Annotated in this window: 16 protein-coding genes and 1 pseudogene; 4 read left to right on the top strand and 13 right to left on the bottom strand. The window is 71.6% G+C overall.

Features of this window, described 5'->3' with window-relative positions:
* Nucleotides 1–810: 810 nt before the first annotated feature.
* The 6 genes from HUX53_RS38785 to HUX53_RS38810 all read right to left on the bottom strand — a co-directional run bounded on the left by HUX53_RS38785 (nucleotide 811) and on the right by HUX53_RS38810 (nucleotide 7,154).
* Nucleotides 811–1,587 carry a hypothetical protein gene (locus HUX53_RS38785; RefSeq protein WP_176408251.1) on the bottom strand — a complete coding sequence of 259 codons (777 nt, stop codon included), beginning with the start codon at nucleotides 1,585–1,587 and terminating at the stop codon, nucleotides 811–813.
* Between the two features lie 17 nt (nucleotides 1,588–1,604).
* Nucleotides 1,605–2,732 (bottom strand): glycosyltransferase family 4 protein, encoded by a 1,128-nt coding sequence (locus HUX53_RS38790; protein WP_176408252.1) that lies wholly within the window; start codon nucleotides 2,730–2,732, stop codon nucleotides 1,605–1,607.
* A 76-nt stretch (nucleotides 2,733–2,808) separates the two neighbouring features.
* Nucleotides 2,809–4,437: a ubiquinol-cytochrome c reductase cytochrome b subunit gene (locus tag HUX53_RS38795; RefSeq protein WP_176408253.1), complete on the bottom strand. Its 1,629-nt coding sequence runs from the start codon at nucleotides 4,435–4,437 to the stop codon at nucleotides 2,809–2,811.
* Complete coding sequence (locus tag HUX53_RS38800) at nucleotides 4,434–5,552, bottom strand: ubiquinol-cytochrome c reductase iron-sulfur subunit (RefSeq protein WP_176408254.1); 1,119 nt, start codon at nucleotides 5,550–5,552, stop codon at nucleotides 4,434–4,436. The genes HUX53_RS38795 and HUX53_RS38800 overlap by 4 nt, the downstream gene beginning before the upstream one ends.
* The gene (locus HUX53_RS38805; RefSeq protein ID WP_176408255.1) at nucleotides 5,549–6,460 is read right to left on the bottom strand and encodes a c-type cytochrome; all 912 of its coding nucleotides are present in this window, start codon (nucleotides 6,458–6,460) and stop codon (nucleotides 5,549–5,551) included. The genes HUX53_RS38800 and HUX53_RS38805 overlap by 4 nt, the downstream gene beginning before the upstream one ends.
* 37 nt (nucleotides 6,461–6,497) lie before the next feature.
* Nucleotides 6,498–7,154 (bottom strand): heme-copper oxidase subunit III, encoded by a 657-nt coding sequence (locus HUX53_RS38810; RefSeq protein ID WP_217920407.1) that lies wholly within the window; start codon nucleotides 7,152–7,154, stop codon nucleotides 6,498–6,500.
* 93 nt (nucleotides 7,155–7,247) lie between these two features.
* On the opposite strand from HUX53_RS38810, the gene HUX53_RS38815 reads away from it, so the two are divergent.
* The gene (locus HUX53_RS38815; protein ID WP_176408256.1) at nucleotides 7,248–7,670 is read left to right on the top strand and encodes a hypothetical protein; all 423 of its coding nucleotides are present in this window, start codon (nucleotides 7,248–7,250) and stop codon (nucleotides 7,668–7,670) included.
* Between the two features lie 37 nt (nucleotides 7,671–7,707).
* Entirely contained in the window at nucleotides 7,708–8,757 is a 1,050-nt protein-coding gene (trpD, locus tag HUX53_RS38820; protein ID WP_176408257.1) for an anthranilate phosphoribosyltransferase, read from the top strand.
* Nucleotides 8,758–8,760: 3 nt separating this feature from the next.
* On the opposite strand, the gene HUX53_RS38825 is transcribed toward trpD, so the two are convergent.
* From HUX53_RS38825 to HUX53_RS38840, 4 genes are read right to left on the bottom strand one after another with little or no spacing between them, the layout of a single operon-like run.
* Nucleotides 8,761–9,570 carry an ABC transporter permease gene (locus HUX53_RS38825; RefSeq protein WP_176408258.1) on the bottom strand — a complete coding sequence of 270 codons (810 nt, stop codon included), beginning with the start codon at nucleotides 9,568–9,570 and terminating at the stop codon, nucleotides 8,761–8,763.
* Nucleotides 9,570–10,484 (bottom strand): ABC transporter permease, encoded by a 915-nt coding sequence (locus HUX53_RS38830; RefSeq protein ID WP_176408259.1) that lies wholly within the window; start codon nucleotides 10,482–10,484, stop codon nucleotides 9,570–9,572. The genes HUX53_RS38825 and HUX53_RS38830 overlap by 1 nt, the downstream gene beginning before the upstream one ends.
* Nucleotides 10,481–11,692, bottom strand: a complete 1,212-nt coding sequence (locus tag HUX53_RS38835) for an ABC transporter substrate-binding protein (RefSeq protein ID WP_217920408.1) — start codon at nucleotides 11,690–11,692, stop codon at nucleotides 10,481–10,483. The genes HUX53_RS38830 and HUX53_RS38835 overlap by 4 nt, the downstream gene beginning before the upstream one ends.
* A gap of 34 nt (nucleotides 11,693–11,726) precedes the next feature.
* Nucleotides 11,727–12,773, bottom strand: a complete 1,047-nt coding sequence (locus HUX53_RS38840) for an ABC transporter ATP-binding protein (protein WP_176408260.1) — start codon at nucleotides 12,771–12,773, stop codon at nucleotides 11,727–11,729.
* 79 nt (nucleotides 12,774–12,852) lie between these two features.
* On the opposite strand from HUX53_RS38840, the gene HUX53_RS38845 reads away from it, so the two are divergent.
* A complete protein-coding gene (locus HUX53_RS38845; protein WP_176408261.1) occupies nucleotides 12,853–13,569 on the top strand; it encodes a FadR/GntR family transcriptional regulator in 717 nt (238 codons plus the stop codon).
* Between the two features lie 15 nt (nucleotides 13,570–13,584).
* Nucleotides 13,585–14,280 (top strand): cache domain-containing protein, encoded by a 696-nt coding sequence (locus HUX53_RS38850; RefSeq protein ID WP_176408262.1) that lies wholly within the window; start codon nucleotides 13,585–13,587, stop codon nucleotides 14,278–14,280.
* On the opposite strand, the gene HUX53_RS38855 is transcribed toward HUX53_RS38850, so the two are convergent.
* From HUX53_RS38855 to HUX53_RS38865, 3 genes and pseudogenes are all read right to left on the bottom strand, one after another.
* Nucleotides 14,277–14,564, bottom strand: a complete 288-nt coding sequence (locus HUX53_RS38855) for an Lrp/AsnC family transcriptional regulator (protein WP_176408263.1) — start codon at nucleotides 14,562–14,564, stop codon at nucleotides 14,277–14,279. The two genes, HUX53_RS38850 and HUX53_RS38855, sit on opposite strands and share 4 nt — an antisense overlap.
* 47 nt (nucleotides 14,565–14,611) lie before the next feature.
* Nucleotides 14,612–15,361 (bottom strand): rhomboid family intramembrane serine protease, encoded by a 750-nt coding sequence (locus HUX53_RS38860; protein ID WP_176408264.1) that lies wholly within the window; start codon nucleotides 15,359–15,361, stop codon nucleotides 14,612–14,614.
* A gap of 4 nt (nucleotides 15,362–15,365) precedes the next feature.
* A pseudogene (locus HUX53_RS38865) lies at nucleotides 15,366–15,724 on the bottom strand (endonuclease); the annotation flags it as partial.

Raw genomic sequence — 15,724 nt, forward strand, 5'->3', positions numbered from 1 at the left:
AGTTGTGTATAGGAGACCGCCGCCGCAGCGCCCACCCGGCCGTGAGCCCCGCCACGAGGACGGCCGCGAGAACCCCCGCCAGCACCACCAGACCACGAGCCCGCATGCGTTCTCCTCCACCCGCCCGCCCATTGAGGAGCTTGATCATCCCAGTGTCCGGGTTGTGCCGTACATGCATGGGACGGCCGTTTTCGTGGCCGAAACTGGAAGGCGGCTTAGCGACGACTGATCCGCCCCTTAAAAGGGCTTTAACGGTGCTGCCGCCGGGCGCCGGGCGTCCTACCTTCGGAAATGTCAGCGACCGCGGATACGGGCGGAGGCAGGAGGTGGCCCCGATGAAACGATCACCGCGACACGGGATCGGCCCGAAGGCCGCCGCCCGGCCTCCCGCGCGTCCATGGTCGGGCACCGACGCGGGGCCGAGCCCCGCGGTGCCGGATGCCGGGGCCGTGCCCCGTGCCCCCGTTCACGCGGACCCGATCCGGCCCTGCCGGCCGGCCCACCCGGCGCGCCCCACCTCCAGGTTCTCCCACGAGGGCGCCGGGCCGGCCGCGGCGGATCACACCCACCCCACCTCGGCAGGGGCGGTCCGCGCGAAGCGGTCTCCGGAGCACGGGGCACGATCCCTCAACGGTTGTGGGCTCAGCCCGCAACAACTTCAACGTTGCGATCGCGTCCGAAGGCAGATTCGAGCAAAGCGAGAATCTGATCGCGCAGCGAGCCGCTAGGCGAGTCGGATGCGATGCCAGCGATCGCCGCGTTTCTCGACGATGGAGGGCCCCCAGGGCCCGAAGGAGGAGAGAAATGCAATCAACTCGTCCATGCGAGGCGGACGGCCTCCAGGGACGGGTCGGTCAGGACGGCTTCGATGAGTGAGGTCGGGCCCACCACCTTCGTGCCCCACAGGTCCCAGTCGCAGTAGACGACCCAGGAGCGGTCCTCGGGCCACAGGTTGGACGGGCAGCTGCTCAGGCCGGGGTGGTCGTAGAGGGCGGCCGCGTCGCCCAGGCGGCCCGCGAGGACGGTGTCGTCGTCCCAGTCCGAGGTGACCAGCGGGCAGTAGTACGCCAGGCAGCGGGTGCCCGCGCCGGACGGGCCGTGCCGCAGCAGGATGCCGATCAGCCGGTACCAGCTCTCCCGGTCCAGGCAGCCCTCCGCGGGCGGCCGGACCGCCGCCGACCAGCTGCCCGCCGGATGCGCCTGGCGCAGGCAGCGGCTGCCCGGCAGCGCCCCGTCCGGGACGACCGGCTCACCGAAGCCGCGCGCCAGCTCCCGCCAGCGCAGCCGCCGCCACCCCGCGCCGGGGTCGCCGCTGCGGCCGATGTCGACGCCGGTGACGATCGCGCCCTCCAGCAGGTCCCCCATGTCGGACGGCCCGGTCAGCCCCGCCGCCGTCACCGACTGGTGGACATCGTCGTGCGTCGTGGTGACCAGGCCCTCCGCCCACACGTACATCGCGTGCAGGAGCCAGGCGGCGTCGGGCCGGCGCGGCGGCTCGAACCCGGAGTGGCGGTGGTCCGGATCCAGTTCGCGCAGCCACCGGGCGGCCTCCCCGGGAACGCGGGCCCATGCGTCCTCGATGTCCATAGCCGCATCCTGCCATCTCAGGGCGCCAGCAGGCCGCCCAGCCGGGCGGCCTGGACCTGCCACCGCCACTCGCGCTCGACCCAGGCGCGGCCCCGCTCGCCCATCGCGCGGGCGCGGGACGGGTCGGACAGCAGCCCGGTGAGCGCGGCGGCGATCCCGGCGACGGAGCGGCCCGGCACGACGAGGCCGGTCTCGCCGTCCAGGACGGCGTCGGGCGCGCCGCCGGAGTCGCCGGCGATGACGGGCAGGCCGGTCGCCGACGCCTCCAGGTAGACGATGCCGAGGCCCTCCACGTCCAGGCCGCGGCGGCGGGTCCGGCACGGCATCGCGAAGACGTCGCCCGCGTCGTAGTGGGCGGGCAGTTCCTCCCAGCTCACGCCACCGGTGAAGACGACGGAGTCCCGCACGCCGAGGGACGCGGCGAGGCGCTCCAGGTCCGCCCGGTAGGGGCCGCCGCCGACGAGCAGGAGCGCGGCGTCCGGCTCCCTCCGGAGGACGCGGGGCCACGCGTGGATCAGCGCGTCCTGGCCTTTGCGCGGCACCAGGCGGGACACGCAGACCGCGACCGGGCGGTCCGTCAGGCCGTGCCGGGCGCGGATCTCGTCGCCGCCGGTGTTCCGGTGGAAGACCTTCTCGTCGACGCCCGGGGCGAGCCGGGACATCCGCGCGGCGGCGGCCGGCGTCAGCGCCCGCGCCATCCGGGAGCGGGTGTACTCGCCGAGGTAGGTCAGCACGTCCACCTCGCCGCCGATGCGGCGGAGCAGGCGCCGCGCCACCGGCAGGGACGCCCAGCCCGCCTCGTGGCCGTGGGTGATCCCGACGAGGCGGTCCGCGCCGCGGCGGCGCAGGGCGGGGGCCAGCAGGCCGAGGGGCGCCGCCGCGCCGAACACCACCGAGTCGCAGCGCTCCGCGCGCAGCACGTCCGCGGCCCGGCGCAGCACGCCCGGCTCCGGCAGCATCAGCGAGCCCGGATGCCGGACGACCGGGAACGGCTGCCGCGCGTCGAACTCCGCGGCGCCCTTCCACGCCGGCGCGTACACGACCACCGAGCCGGCCGGGCGGCGGGCGGCGAGGCCGTGCACGAACGCCTGGATGCCGCCGGGACGGGGCGGGAAGTCATTGGTGACGAACAGCGTCTTGGTCATCGTCCGGCCAGGATAGGGAGGGGCCCGCCACCGCGGACGCGGTGACGGGCCCCTTCGCGTGCGATGCCGCGAGCGGTCAGTGCTTGACCTCCTGCGACGACCGGCCGCCCTCGATCTCCTCGTGCTCGCCGTGCGGGTGCTCCTCGACGGGGATGTCGTCGTAGGTCCATGCGCGGTTGAGCCGGGCGCGCAGGTGACCGAGCGGGCCCTTGGCGCCGGGCGCCGGGACGCCGCCGGCGTCGCGGTCCGGCGGCTGGAGCCGCGCGTTCTCCTTGGACAGGATGACGTGCTTCTCCTCGTCGCGAGCCGGCTCGTGCCGCTCGGAGAACTTGCCCTCCGGCGACATCATGATCACGCCGCTCTCCATGCCGTGCCCGATGATGTCGGCGTCCTTGCGCTGCAGCCCCAGGCAGATCCGCTTGGTGACGATGAACGCGATGATCGGGCCGGCGAAGAACGCGACCCGGAAGAACCAGGTCGTGGCGAACAGCGAGATGTGGAACTTGTCCGCCAGGATGTCGTTCGCTCCGGCCAGCCACTGCACCCCGTAGAAGGTGACGGCGGCCATGCCGACCGCGGTGCGGACCGGGGCGTTGCGCGGCCGGGTGTTGACGTGGTGGTGCCGCTTGTCGCCGGTCACCCACGCCTCGATCCACGGCCAGAGCGCCGCGCCGGTGAAGATGATGCCGAGCGGCACCAGCGCCGGGATCAGCACGCTCAGGCTGAGCGTGTGCCCCCAGGCGTTGATCTCCCAGCCGGGCATGATGCGCAGCGACCCTTCGAGGACGCCCATGTACCAGTCGGGCTGGGAGCCCGAGGAGATGGCGCCGGGATCGTAGGGGCCGAACAACCAGATCGGGTTGATCTGCGCGAACGCCCCGAACAGCGCCAGGACACCGAAGGTGAACAGGAAGTAGGCGCCCGTCTTGGCCATGAAGACCGGGTAGAACGGGTAGCCGTACACCTGCTTCTCGGTCTGGTTCTTGACCGGCATCGCGGTGTGCTTCTGCACCCACATGATCATCATGTGCGCGGTGACCATCCCGAGCAGCAGGCCCGGGATCAGCAGGATGTGCACCATGTACAGCCGCGGCACGATCTCCTGGCCGGGGAACTCACCGCCGAACAGGAACATGTAGATGTACGTTCCGACGATCGGGATGCCCTCGGCCACACCCTGGGTGATGCGCAGGCCGGTGCCGGACAGCAGGTCGTCCGGCAGCGAGTACCCGGCGAGGCCCTCCAGCATGCCGAGCGTGAACATGCCGATGCCGATGAGCCAGTTCAGCTCGCGCGGCTTGCGGTAGGCGCCGGTGAAGAACACCCGCAGCATGTGCGCCAGGATCGACGCCATGAACAGCAGCGCCGCCCAGTGGTGGATCTGCCGCATGAGCAGTCCGCCGCGGACGTCGAAGCTGATGTGCAGCGTCGAGGCGTACGCCTCCGACATGTGCACGCCCTTGAGCGGGACGTAGGAGCCGTCGTAGACGACCTCGACCATGCTGGGCTTGAACCAGAGCGTCAGGAACACCCCGGTCAGCAGCAGGATGATGAAGGAGTACAGGGCGATCTCGCCCAGCATGAAGGACCAGTGGTCCGGAAAGACCTTCTTCATGTTCCGCTTGAAGAAGGTGGTGGAGCCGAGGCGGTCGTCGAGGAACGTCAGCGGGGCCTCGACCGCCTTGGGTGCTGTCGCCTCGCTCATCCGCGCTCCCAGAAGCTCGGGCCGACCGGTTCGTGGTAGTCGCTCGTCGCGACGATGTACCCGTCCTCGACCGCCAGCGGCAGCTGCGGGAGCGGCCGGGCCGCCGGGCCGAAGATGACCTTCGCCGCGTCGGTGGCGTCGAACGTGGACTGGTGGCACGGGCACAGGATGTGGTGCGTGGTCTGCTCGTACAGCGCCGCCGGGCAGCCGACGTGCGTGCACACCTTGGAGTAGGCCACGACACCGTTGATGTGCCAGTTCTCGCGTCCCTTGGCGGGCTTGAACTCGTCCGCCGGGACGTTGATGAGGATCGTGACGGCCTTCGCGACCTGGGTGAGCACCTGGTTCTCCGGGACGTGCTCCTCCAGCCCCTCCGGCAGGACGGTGATCATCGAGCCGGGGGTGGCGAAGTCGCTGACCCGCAGCGGCTTGTTGGTGCCGTCCACCACGAGGCGGACGCCCTTCTTGCCCTCCGCCTGGGCCCGCTTGACCGCGTCCTCCCAGAAGGTGTGCCGCAGCCGCTTCTCCGGCAGCGGGCCGAGGTCGCGCAGCAGCACCAGCGGCGCCAGGCCGAGCGGCGCGGCCGCCAGCAGCAGGGTGCGGCGCAGCAGCGGACGCTTGGTGACGCCGCTGTCGTCGGCGCCCTCCAGGAAGTCCCGGGTGAACTCCGCCCGGGTCTCGGCGTCGGCGGCCAGCTCGTGCCGCTCCTGGACGATCGGCCTGCTGGTCATCAGCCGGCGCACCCAGATGGTGACGCCGATCGCCATCGACAGGAAGGCCAGCGCCATCGTCCCGCCGAGCCAGAAGTTGGTCTCGCGGGCGTCCCAGAGGCCGTGCATGCCGCCGTCGCGGCCGCTCCAGCCGATGAAGTAGGCGATGAACGTCACGCTCGCCAGGAACGCGAGCAGGAAGAACGCCGCGACGATGCGCTCGGCGCGCTTGGCCGACCGCTCGTCGAGCTGCTCCCCCACGCCCGCGGGCGCCGAGATGTCGTCCTCGGCGAGGAGGGCCTTCTCCCTCGCCGGGGACGGCGTGCCGATCACGCGTTCGCGCCGGCCGCCGTCCTCGCGCGGGCCCGTCGAGCCCGCTGTCTCCTTGTTGTCGTCGTCGCTCATGACTTCTTCAGCTTCTTCGGCTTCTTCGCGGTGATCCACATGGCCGCCATGACCAGCAGGCCGATGCCGACCAGCCAGGCCACCAGGCCCTCGCTCACCGGGCCGATGCGGCCGAGGCCGTTACCGCCCGGGTTGGGCTCCTCGCGGGTCTGCACGAGGTAGGAGATGATGGCCTGCTTGTCCTCCGGCGTGAGCGTGGTGTCGTTGAACACCGGCATCGCCTGCGGGCCGGTCAGCATCGCCTCGTACATCTGCGTGGGCGTGACGTCGTTCTTGGAGAGCGGCGGCGCGTACTTGCCGCCGGTCAGCGCGCCGCCCTGGCCGGTGAAGCTGTGGCACTGCGCGCAGTTGGTGCGGAACAGCTTCCCGCCGAGCGCCACGTCGCCCTTGGACGGGTCGACCGCGGACGCGGGCGGCACCTCGGGGCCGCCGCCGAGGGAGGCGATGTAGGCGCGCAGGTCGGCCAGGTTCTTCTCGGCCTGGGCCTTCTGCTTCTCAGCGGCCTCGCGCTCGGCCTTGTCCTCGTAGTCCGTCTTGATCGACGTGTCGAAGGCGGGGATCGGCTCCTTGCGCGGCACCTGCGCACCAGGGTTCATCGCGGGCATGCGGCCCGTGCTGACCTGGAAGTCCACGGATGCGGCGCCCACCCCGATGAGGCTGGGCGCGATCCAGTTGCCCTTGGCGTCCTTGGTGCCCTCGGCGTTCAGCCCGTGGCAGCTCGCGCAGTTCTGGTTGAACAGCGCCTGCCCGTGCTTCAGGTCCTCCGCGGCCTGCGCGGTGCTCTGCGCCTCGGCGCGGTCGGTCTGCGGTGAGAAGCCGGCGTAGATCACGCCGATCGCCGCCAAGGCCGCCAGCACGACGGCGTAGCCCGCCCACGGGCGCCGTCGCCATGCGGTGATCCTTTTCACGGAAATCCCCGTTCGGGTCATGTCGTCGGGATGGGGGTCAGAGGTCGAGCAGGTAAACGACCGAGAACAGGCCGATCCACACCACGTCGACGAAGTGCCAGTAGTAGGACACGACGATCGCGCTGGTCGCCTGCTCGTGCGTCCACCGCTTGGCGGCGTAGGTGCGGCCGAGCAGGAACAGGAACGCGACGAGGCCGCCGACCACGTGCAGACCGTGGAAGCCGGTCGCGAGGTAGAAGATCGAGCCGAAGGCGGAGGACTCGAAGGTCACCCCGTCGTGGTTGATCATGTTGGCGTACTCGTAGCCCTGGCCGGCGACGAAGTAGGCGCCCATGAGGAACGAGAGCACGTACCACTCCCGCAGGCCCCAGCTGGCCGGGTTCAGGATGCTGCCGTCACGTCCGACCTTGCCGGCCTCCGCCTTGAACACGCCCATCTGGCACGTCACCGACGACAGCACGAGGACCGTCGTGTTGATGGACGCGAGCATGATGTCGAGCTCGACGGGTGGCCATGCGCCCTGCCCGTGCTGGCCGATCGTCACGGAGCGGATCGTGAAGAACATCGCGAACAGCGCCGCGAAGAACATCAGCTCGGACGACAGCCAAACGATCGTCCCCACGCTGACCAGATTGGGACGGTTCGCCCGTGCGTGAGGTGTTGTCTCTATCGCGGATGCTGTCACGGGCAGCATTATTGCGTCCCCATCCCGTGAGTGGCGCATGACCCCCCACTTAGAGCTCCCCGAGCGTGTTGCCCTGGTCCGGGACCCGGTACCCTCACGTGCATGAGCACCGCCCCGGAGACCCCGATGAAGGTCCTCGTCTACAGCGACGACGCGAACACCCGCGCCCAGATCCGGATGGCGATCGGGCGCCGTCCCGCCGCCGGCCTGCCGAAGGTCGAGTTCGTGGAGATCGCGACCCAGCCCGCCGTGGTGGCGCGGCTGGACGAGGGCGACATCGGCGTCGCGATCGTCGACGGCGAGGCGCAGCCCGCCGGCGGGCTCGGCGTGTGCCGGCAGGCCAAGGACGAGGTGTACGACTGCCCGCCGTTCCTGGCGGTCATCGGCCGCCGCGACGACGGCTGGCTCGCCACCTGGTCGCGCGCCGACGCCGTCGTGAGCCTGCCGCTCGACCCGATGGCGCTCGCGAACGCGCTCGCCGGCCTGATGCGGCAGCGCCTGGAGAACCGCCTCACCGCCCTTTAGGAAACCGACCGCCCGGCAGAACGACCCGGTAGGGGACATGGACGCGCGCACCAGCTGGCCCGCACTGCTCAACGCCCTGCTGTCGGGCGACTCGCTGTCCAGCGAGGAGACCTCCTGGGCCATGAACAGCATCATGGCCGGGGAGGCCACGGACGTGCAGATCGCGGGCTTCGCGGTCGCGCTGCGCGCCAAGGGCGAGACGGTCGCGGAGGTGACCGGCCTCGCCGACGGGATGATGGACAACGCCACCCGCATCGAGGTGCCGGGGCCCATCGCCGACCTCGTCGGGACGGGCGGCGACCGCGCCCACACCGTGAACATCTCCACGATGGCCGCCGTGGTCGCCGCCGCGTCCGGCGTCCGGGTCGTCAAGCACGGCAACCGCGCCGCGTCGTCCTCGTGCGGCGCCGCCGACCTGCTGGAGCACCTCGGCGTCGCCATCGACCTGCCGCCGGAGGCGACCGCGCGGGTCGCGGACGAGCTCGGCATCACCTTCTGCTTCGCGCCGCTCTACCACCCGGCGCTGCGGCACGCGTCCCGGACGCGCAGCGAACTCGGCACGCCGACGGTGTTCAACTTCCTCGGCCCGCTGACCAACCCGGCGCGTCCCGCCGCGCAGGCGGTCGGCGTGTTCCACCCGCGGATGGCGGGCGTCATCGCGGGCGTGTTCGCCGCGCGCGGCTGCTCGTCGCTGGTGTTCCGCGGCGACGACGGGCTCGACGAGCTGACGACCACCGGCACCTCCACGGTGTGGGTGGTCCGCGACGGGACGGCGGCGGAGACGGTGTTCGACCCGTCCGACCTCGGCATCCCGCCCGCGCGGCCGGAGGACCTGCGCGGCGCCGACGCGGCGTTCAACGGCCGGGTGGCGCGCGAGACGTTCGCGGGCGCGAAGGGGCCCGTCCGCGACATGGTGCTGCTGAACGCCGCCGCGCTCATCACCGCCTACGAGGGGACGCCCCCCGCCGGCAAGCTCACCGAGGCCCTGGGCGACGCCTTCGGCCGCGCGGCCGAGGCCGTCGACTCGGGCGCGGCGAGCACCCTCCTCGACCGCTGGATCGACACGACGCGGCAGCTGAAGGGCTGACGCTCACACGACGTTCCGGGCGCCGCTGGAGATGCGCTGGGCGATGTAGATCGGGACGATCGACAGCACGATCAGGGCGGCGGCGAGGACGTTGACGACCGGCGCCTGGTTGGGCCGGAACAGGTTGTTGAAGATCCAGATCGGCAGTGTCGTGGCGCCGGGGCCGGCGGTGAACGTGGTCACGATGATCTCGTCGAAGGACAGCGCGAACGACAGCAGCCCGCCGGCGAGGAACGCCGAGCGCAGCGCCGGCAGCGTCACGTAGCGGAACGTCTGGAAGGTGTCGGCGCCGAGGTCGGCGGACGCCTCCTCCAGGCTCGTCCCCGTACGGCGGAGCCGGGCCAGCACGTTGTTGTAGATGGTGACGACGCAGAACGTGGCGTGCCCGACGATGACGGTGAACAGGCCCAGCCCGATCCCGAGCGGCTTCAGCACGACCTGGAAGGCGTTGCTGAGCGCGATGCCGGTGACGATGCCGGGCAGCGCGATCGGCAGGATGACGACGAGCGACACGGTCTCGCGTCCGAAGAACCGGTAGCGCGACACGGCGAACGCGGCCATCGTGCCGAGGACGAGCGCGATGGCCGTCGCGCCGAGCCCCGCCTTGACGCTGGTGAGGACGGCCTGCCGGGCGCCCTCGTTGTCCAGCGCCTGCGCCCACCAGCGTCCGGTGAACCCGGACGGCGGCCAGCCGAACGTCTTGTCGGCGTTGACGGAGTTGACGAGCACGACGAGCAGCGGCACGTAGATGACGCCCAGGCCGAGGCCCATGAGGACGCGCAGCGCGATCCGCGCGGCCGGCGAGAAGGTCATCACAGCTCCCTGAGCGCGCCGGTGCGGTGGGCGGCGGCGAGGTAGCCGAGCATCACCACCACCGGGATCGTGGCGACGGCCGCGGCGAACGGCAGGTTGTTCGCGGCGCCGATGTTGTCGTAGACGACGTTGCCGAGCAGCTGCTGCGAGCCGCCGACGATCTTCACGGTGATGTAGTCGCCGAGCGACAGCGAGAACGTGAAGATCGACCCGGCCACCAGGGACGGGAACACCAGCGGCAGCAGCACCGCGCGGAAGGTGCGCAGCGGCCGGGCGCCGAGGTCGCCGGACGCGTCCAGCAGCGAGTCCGGGAGCCGCTCCAGGCCCGTGTAGACGGGCAGGATCATGTACGGCAGCCACAGGTAGGCCAGGACGAGCACGGTCGCGGCGAGGCCGTAGCCGGGGCTGCCGAGCCCGACGGGCCTGAGCACCTCGTCGAGCAGGCCGCCCTGCTGCAGCATCACCCGCCACGCGTACGCCTTGACGAGGTAGGCGGCCCACAGCGGCGCCAGGATCGCGATCATCAGGTACGGCCGGTACCGCGGCCTGGCGACCTTGGCCATGTACAGCGCCATGGGGAAGCCGATGGCGGTGTCGATGAGGGTGACGGCCGTCGCGACGCCGAGGCTGCGCAGCGCGACCGTCCGGTAGACGGGCTCGTCCAGCAGCAGCTGGAAGTTGGCGAGGGTGAACCGCCGGACGACCTCGCCGGTGAACACGTCGGTCGTCCAGAACGCGGTGAGGAAGATGGCGGCGAGGGCGCCGAGGTAGACGACGACCAGCCAGGCGAGCGGCGCCGACAGCAGCAGCGACAGCCGCAGCCGGGGGCGGCGGTGCAGCAGGGCCGCCGCCCGGCGCCGGAGACCCGGCGCCGGGCGGGCGTCCTCCCCGCCGGTCAGGGCGGGGGCGGTCATCCCTTGATCGTGGTCCACGCCTGGGTCCACTTGGAGTAGTCGACGCACTTGACGTTGGTGCGCCCGTCGAGGCACTGCGCGATCGGCGTCGTCCAGAAGTGCACCTTGGAGAAGTAGTTCTCGTCGGTGGCGTGGAAGGTGTCGCAGAAGTTCTTGTCGGCGGTCTCCTTGCACGCCTTGGCGTTGGCCGGGGCCTCACCGAACCACTCGGCGACCTGCGCGTTCGCCTTGGGCGACACGATCCAGTCGAGCCACTTGTAGGCGCAGTTCGGGTGCTCGGCCTTGGCGGCGACCATCCAGGTGTCCGACCAGCCGGTGGAGCCCTCCTTGGGCAGCGTCACCTTCACCGGCGCCTTCTCCGCCTCGGCGAGGTTCGCGATGACCTGCCAGGTCGTCCCGAGGACGGAGTCGCCGCTCTTGAACGCCTGGACCTCCTTGGTGTAGTCGGACCAGTACTCGCCGATGAGGCCGCGCTGCGTCTTCAGCAGTTCGACGGCCGCGTCGAACTGCTTCTGGTCGAGCGCGTACGGGTTCTTGATGCCGAGCTCCGGCTTGGCGGACATCAGGTAGAGGGCGGCGTCGGCGATGTAGATCGGCGAGTCGTAGGCGGTGATCTTCCCCTTGTAGGGCGAGTTCGCGTCGAACACCGCGCCCCAGGAGTCGGGCGCCGTCTTCACCTTGTCGGTGCGCCACATCAGCAGGTTGGCGCCGCGGCCGTGCGGGATGCCGTAGGAGACGCCGTTCACCGAGTTCCAGGGCTGCATCTTCAGCCCGTCGAAGACGTCGGCGTAGTTGGGGACGAGCTTGGTGTTGACGGGCGCGACCGTCCCGGAGGCGATCAGCCGCAGCGAGGCGTCGCCGGACGCGGAGACCGCGTCGTACTCGCCGGTCTTCATCAGCGTGACCATCTCGTCGGACGTCCCGGCGACCTTGGTGTTGACCTTGCAGCCGGTCTGCTTCTCGAACGGGGTGACCCAGTCGACCTTCGGGTCGTTGGAGCCGTCCTCGGCGTAGCCCGCCCAGGCGACCAGGTTGACCTCGCCCTCGCCCGCGCCGAGCGACTGCTGCATCGGGACCTTCGGGACGGTGAACCCGCCCTGCCCGGCGCCGGACGCCTTGCCGCCCGAGTCGCCGTCGCCGCACGCGGCGGCCGTCAGTCCGATCGCCAGCGTCGCCGCAGCGGCGAGCGCCATGCGCGTGGACCACATGGGGAACTCCTTATTTTCGGGGGTTGGGGGTGAATCAGGAGGCGGACGCCGGCGCGGTGGCGCCCGCGCCGGTGCCCGGGACGTGGAACTCGTGCGCTTCGTGCCAGCTGATCCGGACGCGGGCGCCGCGGCGGCCCAGCACGTCCATGGAGGAGGTCCGCAGGTTCTGCTGCAGCGCCACGACCCGGTCCCCCGACTCCAGGTCGATGACGAAGCGGGTCACGGCGCCCGCGTAGACGACCTCGGCGACCGTGCCGAGGGCGTGCCGGTCCCCCGTGTCGGACAGACCCGTATCCGGCGCCTCCTCGCCCTCGGCCGCGACGTGAATTTTCTCCGGCCGGACGCAGACGCCGCCGATCCGGTTGGACGTCCCCACGAACCCCGCCACGAACTCCGTCGCGGGGCGCTCGTAGACCTCGGCGGGCGTGCCGACCTGCTCGATCCGGCCCCCGTTGAGGACGGCGACCCGGTCGCTGAGGGTCAGCGCCTCCTCCTGGTCGTGGGTGACGAACACGAACGTGATGCCGGCCCGCCGCTGCAGGCTCTTCAGCTCGACCTGCATCTCCTCGCGCAGCTTCAGGTCGAGCGCGCCGAGCGGCTCGTCCAGCAGCAGCACCTTCGGCTCGTTGACCAGCGCGCGGGCGAGCGCCACCCGCTGCCGCTGGCCGCCGGACAACTCGCCGGGACGGCGCGCCTCCATCCCGTCCAGCCGGACGCTGTGCAGCGCCTCCAGCGCCCGCCGGCGGCGCTCGGCGCGCGGCACCCGGCGCACCTTGAGGCCGTACTCGACGTTGCGGAGCACGTCCATGTGCGGGAAGAGGGCGTAGTCCTGGAAGACCGTGTTGACGTCACGGTCGAAGGGCGGCAGCGCGGTGACGTCCCGGCCGCCGAACTCGACCGTCCCGGACGTCGGGCGCTCGAAGCCCGCGATGAGCCGGAGCACGGTCGTCTTCCCGGATCCGGACGGGCCGAGCATCGAGAAGAACTCGCCGTCCCCGATGTCGAGGTCGACGCCCGCCACCGCCTCCACGGCGCCGAAGGTCTTGCGCAGATCGCGGATCCTCACCGCTGTCACCGGCATGACCGAAAACCTATGGATTCATAGGTTTCAGTTCAAGTGATGTTCCGGTATCACTGTGTGCGACACCGGGAGGGGGCCCATGAACAGCGCGCATCTCGTCGTGTTCGCTCCGGTCGACAACACCGCGCGGGTGCACGCGGTGGTGCGGCGGCTCAGCGACGCGATCGCGCTCGGCCTCCTCGGCGACGGCGAGCAGCTGCCGAGCGAGACCGACCTCGCGGCACATCTCGGTGTATCGACGGTCACACTACGCGAAGCGCTGATGGCCTTGCGTCAGCAAGGACTCATCGAGACCCGGCGCGGGCGGGGCGGCGGGAGCTTCGTCCGGGCCCCCGCCAGGCCCTTCGATCTGGACGAGCGGCTGCGTTCGCTCAGCGCGGAAGAGCTCCGCGACCTCGGCGACCACTACGCCGCCATCGCGGGCGCCGCCGCGCGCCTCGCCGCGCTGCGCTCGCTGCCCGGCGACGTCCGGCGGCTGCGCCGCTCGCTGGCGGAGCTGTCCGGCGCCGACGCGGGCGCCGGGACGTGCCGGCTGGACGGCCGGCTCCACCTGGAGGTCGCCGCCGCGTCCCAGTCCGGCCGGCTCACCCGCGAGGAGATCCGGCTGCAGGCCGAGATCGGGCCGCTGGTGTGGGCCGTGCACGACCTGCCGGACCGGCGCGGCCGGGTCGGCGCCGAGCACGCCGCCATCGTCGACGCCATCGGAGCCGCCGACGATGCGCGAGCCCGCGATGTAGCTGAAAGTCACGTGTTGGATGCGGTAGAACGTCTGATTGAACGACGGCTCGCACTCTGACCCCGAGGGGGACCCATGCCCGCCGAGCCACCGGCCGTCGGCGCGGCGGCGGCGCACGTCCGCGCCACCCTGGACGGCGTCTTCGCGACCGTGGCGCGGGTCCGCGACGCGACGGCCCGGTGCCTGGCGGACGTCCACGCCACCGGCCGCGCCCCCGTCCGCGCCGACCTCGCCGCGCTGCGCCCGCTGCTGCTCGCCCGGCTCGGCCCGCTCGTCTGCGGCCTGGGGTTCATCGCCGCGCCGCAGCTGCTCGCCGACGCCGCCTGGTACATGGAGTGGTGGCTGGCCGGCCCCGGCGGGCGCCCGTCCCAGCTGCTGCGCGACCTGAACCCCGAGAGCAGCGCCCTCTACGACTACACCCGCTGGGAATGGTTCACCGGGCCGGAGAGCGGCGCCGAGCGGACCGTCTGCGGCCCCTACGTCGACTACCTGTGCAGCGACGAGTACGTCCTCACGTTATCGGCGCCCGTGCACGTCGCCGGGACGTTCGCCGGCGTCGCCGCGGCGGACGTGTACGCCCGGACGTTCGAGAACGAGGTCGTCCCCGCGCTGCGCGAGATCCCCGCGCCCGCGTTCGTCGTCAACGCCCCCGGCCGCGTCATGGCGTCCAACACCGCGAGCTGGCCGCCGGGCGCCGTCTACCGGGAGAACCCCGCCTACTCCGCCCGCCCCTGCGGCGACCTGTCGCTCTCCCTCGTGACCGCCGGCTAGTCGGCGTCGGGGAGGCCGAGGGCGAAGGCCTGTTCGAGGTCGTGCTGGGAGTAGGTGCGGAAGGCGATGTGGGTCTCGGTGCCGACGACGCCGTCGACCTTGTTGACGCGGCCCGGGATCACGTCGTTCAGCTCCTCGTGCCGGCGCACCCGGACCATCGCCATGAGGTCGTGGTCGCCGGTGATGGAGTAGACCTCGCTGACGCCGTCCAGCGCGGCGATCGTCTCGGCCACCTCGTGGATGCGCGCGACGTCGGCCTTGACGAACACGATCGCAGTGACCACTTCACCCTCCCCCTCGAATCGGATGCCCCGACCCTATCGGGAGGGTCTCAGCCGCGGCTCAGCGCGGCCGGGCGGTTCGCCGGGCCGGCGCGGCGGGCCAGCAGCGCGAACGCCACCCCGGCCACGAAGCCGTAGATGTGCGCGGTGTAGGCCACGTTGCTCTTCTCGTCGCCGAGCGACAGCCACTGCAGGACGAACCAGTAGCCGAGCACCACCCACACCGGCAGCCGCACCACGATGACCGGCGGCACCCAGCTGACGATGCGGCCCCGCGGGTTGAGGATCACGTAGGCGCCCATCACCCCGGCGATGGCCCCGGACGCGCCGATGAGCGGGACGGTCGAGTCCGGCGACGTCCACGCGAACCCGTAGACGGCGACGAGCCCGAACGCCAGGTAGCTGAGGAGGTAGCGCCACCGTCCGAGCCGGTCCTCGACGCCCATGCCGACGACGAACAGCGCGACCAGGTTGCCCAGCAGGTGCAGCGCGCCCGAGTGCAGGAACATCGAGGTGAACGCCGACGTCCAGGGCGCCTTACTGAAGTCGGCGGGCCCGCACTCGTGCACGATGTCGGTCGGCAGCGGCTGCTGGTCGCCGGTCGTCAGCTCCTTGGGCACCGCGCCGTACTCGTAGGTGAAGTGCGCCGCCTTGCACTGGCGGACCCCGTCCTCGCCGTACCAGGCGGCGAAGTTCGACATGGGGGTGAGCAGGAAGACCACCACGTTCGCGGCGACCAGCAGGTACGTCACCCACGGGACGCGGCGCGCCGGCTGGCTGTCGTAGAGGGGCAGTGCCACAGGGTCACCTTAGTGGGCGGCCGGCCCTCGGATGGGACGGCTCGTGCCGCTCGTAGGCCTTGTCGATCCATTCGCGCAGCCCCTCCGCACCGTGCGCCGGGCACGTCCACGTGCCGTCGACCTCGACCAGCCGGACGCCGGGCAGGTCGAGCCAGCGCAGCACGCACTCCATCTCCTCGGCGGTGGCGCCCGCCGACGGGGGCGCGCCGAGCGCGACGCCGCCGGGCGCCTCCCCCGCGGGCGGGAACACCGTCTCGGCGGTGGCGATGAGCGCGTCCACGTACGGGCGGGGCTGGGCGCCCGGCGGGACGGTCCCGGCGGCGGCGAGCCGCCCGTACCGCACGACCGACCAGTTCCTCATAC

The sequence above is a fragment of the Actinomadura sp. BRA 177 genome (assembly GCF_013372625.1).
Classification (GTDB): Bacteria; Actinomycetota; Actinomycetes; order Streptosporangiales; family Streptosporangiaceae; genus Spirillospora.

Bases quoted from the DNA above. Each gene is read 5' to 3' on its own strand.
- HUX53_RS38790 (WP_176408252.1), bottom strand. From the start codon at position 2,732: ATGACCAAGACGCTGTTCGTCACCAATGACTTCCCGCCCCGTCCCGGC.
- HUX53_RS38825 (WP_176408258.1), bottom strand. From the start codon at position 9,570: ATGACCTTCTCGCCGGCCGCGCGGATCGCGCTGCGCGTCCTCATGGGC.
- trpD (WP_176408257.1), top strand. From the start codon at position 7,708: ATGGACGCGCGCACCAGCTGGCCCGCACTGCTCAACGCCCTGCTGTCG.
- HUX53_RS38810 (WP_217920407.1), bottom strand. From the start codon at position 7,154: ATGCTGCCCGTGACAGCATCCGCGATAGAGACAACACCTCACGCACGG.
- HUX53_RS38845 (WP_176408261.1), top strand. From the start codon at position 12,853: ATGAACAGCGCGCATCTCGTCGTGTTCGCTCCGGTCGACAACACCGCG.
- HUX53_RS38850 (WP_176408262.1), top strand. From the start codon at position 13,585: ATGCCCGCCGAGCCACCGGCCGTCGGCGCGGCGGCGGCGCACGTCCGC.
- HUX53_RS38795 (WP_176408253.1), bottom strand. From the start codon at position 4,437: ATGAGCGAGGCGACAGCACCCAAGGCGGTCGAGGCCCCGCTGACGTTC.
- HUX53_RS38840 (WP_176408260.1), bottom strand. From the start codon at position 12,773: ATGCCGGTGACAGCGGTGAGGATCCGCGATCTGCGCAAGACCTTCGGC.
- HUX53_RS38830 (WP_176408259.1), bottom strand. From the start codon at position 10,484: ATGACCGCCCCCGCCCTGACCGGCGGGGAGGACGCCCGCCCGGCGCCG.
- HUX53_RS38800 (WP_176408254.1), bottom strand. From the start codon at position 5,552: ATGAGCGACGACGACAACAAGGAGACAGCGGGCTCGACGGGCCCGCGC.
- HUX53_RS38815 (WP_176408256.1), top strand. From the start codon at position 7,248: ATGAGCACCGCCCCGGAGACCCCGATGAAGGTCCTCGTCTACAGCGAC.
- HUX53_RS38835 (WP_217920408.1), bottom strand. From the start codon at position 11,692: ATGTGGTCCACGCGCATGGCGCTCGCCGCTGCGGCGACGCTGGCGATC.
- HUX53_RS38785 (WP_176408251.1), bottom strand. From the start codon at position 1,587: ATGGACATCGAGGACGCATGGGCCCGCGTTCCCGGGGAGGCCGCCCGG.